Source organism: Streptomyces spongiae (assembly GCF_009377185.1).
GTDB lineage: Bacteria > Actinomycetota > Actinomycetes > Streptomycetales > Streptomycetaceae > Streptomyces > Streptomyces spongiae.
Genome location: NZ_VJZC01001020.1, coordinates 1 through 1,676 on the forward strand (window position 1 = coordinate 1; position 1,676 = coordinate 1,676).

Sequence of the window (1,676 nt, forward strand, 5' to 3'; positions counted from 1 at the left end):
GGATGGGACGGGTAGGGGCGGCGGGGGCGAGCGAGAATCCGGCGCGCCGACGGCCGTGGCCGCCGTCACAGTTGTCAGACCGGCCCGTTAGACTCACCGCTCGTACGAAGATCATGCTGACGGGGTGAACACTTCCATATGAGCGACGCACACACCACGGAACTGCCCGCCGCCGACGCAGCCGCCCAGGAGGCCTCCGGCCACGGCAAGCACCGCGGACCGGTCTCCGCGAACGACGCCGAGGCGACCCCTCGGGGTCGGCACCGCAAGCCGGCCGAGCGGACCGAAAAGGCCGCCTGACCCGACCTGCGGTTCCGCGGCTCTGCCGAAACGTCGAGTCGGCCAGTCGGTCGGCGGATGACGAACATACGCGGACAACGGAACACACACGGCCCCGCCAGTCCACGACCGGCGGGGCCGTTCCGTACGGCGCGTCGGCGAACCCAGGACCCAGGGCCCAGCCCTCGGATCTGTCGTCACATGTCACGCCCACATCAGGAGTGACGCGAGGGTGATGGCTGCCCGGTAGGGATCGATGGCCGTGGCGGCCGCGGTGCAGCCGGTCGCGGAAGCTGGTCGGCCCGCTCGAGGTCGGGAGGCTAGCGCTCCACGCGCTTCAGGTCGCGCACAGCCGCGATGGCCAGCAGCATGGCGCAGGCCACGAACGCCATTGCCGCGGACACGCACAGCAACGGCACCGTCCCCGCGACGACCGCGAGTGGTCCCGCCACCGCCTGACCCACTGGCTTCATCACCAGCGAGCCGGCCGCGTCGTACGCGTGCACCCTGCCGAGGACGGCCTGCGGGATGTGCGTTTGCACGCTTGTGTGGAACATGACGATCCAGAACGCCATGCCCACGCCGCTGACCCCGTAGCACCCGGCGATGAGCGGTGCGGGAAGATCGAGAGCGATCCCCAGGGGCATGAGCGCCCAAAGGATCATGGAGAGGGCGCCGGCCCGGAGGGGATACCGCGGGCGAAGCCTGATCGCGACGATTCCGCCCAGCACGCTTCCCGCCCCGAGGGACGACATGACCAGGCCGAACGTCGATGCTCCGTAGTCGGTGACGAGCGTGCTGTTGCCGAGGGTCATGGTGGGGCCGGCGCCCGCCAGCTGCCAGAACATGAAGACGACGATGACGCTCCACAGCCAGGTCCTGGCCCGGAACTCCCGCCAGCCCTCGACGAGATCGGCCCGGAACGACGACATGCCACTTCGGTCGGCCGGGCCCATCGGGACCGAGCGGAGCAGGAGTAGGCAGGCGCCGCTGACGCCGTAGGTCAAGGCGTCGAGGGCGACCACCGTTGCCGGTGAGGAAACCACCAGCAGCAGGCCGGCCAGCGACGGGCCGATTACGGCGGTGACGGACTCCGAGATGCGGAGGGTGCCGTTCGCCTTCTGCACGTCCCGGGATATGCGCGGGGTGATGCTGGCGACTCCCGGCTGGAAGAGCGCGCTCCCCGCACCGACCAGGGCCAGCAGCACCAGGATCTGCCACAGCTGCGGCGTACCCATCAGGAACAGCAGCGCGAGCACCGCCTGAAAGCACAGCCGGACCATGTCCGAGACGACCATCAGCCGCCGGGCACCGAAGCGGTCGGACAGCACCCCGCCAAAGATGATCAGTGCTGCGAACGGCGCTACAAGCGCGGCCAGCGCATAGCCCACCCCACT

At 69.7% G+C, this 1,676-nt stretch carries 2 protein-coding genes; one reads left to right on the forward strand and one right to left on the reverse strand.

Translation table 11 applies throughout. From position 1 onward, the window contains the following. The first annotated feature begins 138 nt into the window (after positions 1 to 138). Positions 139 to 300, forward strand: coding sequence for a hypothetical protein (locus FNH08_RS51355; protein WP_194238896.1), 162 nt, complete (start codon positions 139 to 141; stop codon positions 298 to 300). 299 nt (positions 301 to 599) lie between these two features. Here the strand turns inward: FNH08_RS51355 and FNH08_RS49755 are convergent. Then, a partial coding sequence (locus FNH08_RS49755) for an MFS transporter (RefSeq protein ID WP_152778591.1) occupies positions 600 to 1,676 on the reverse strand: 1,077 nt, incomplete at its 5' end.

Excerpts from the sequence above, each read along its gene's own strand:
- FNH08_RS51355 (WP_194238896.1), top strand. The coding sequence starts at position 139 with ATGAGCGACGCACACACCACGGAACTGCCCGCCGCCGACGCAGCCGCC.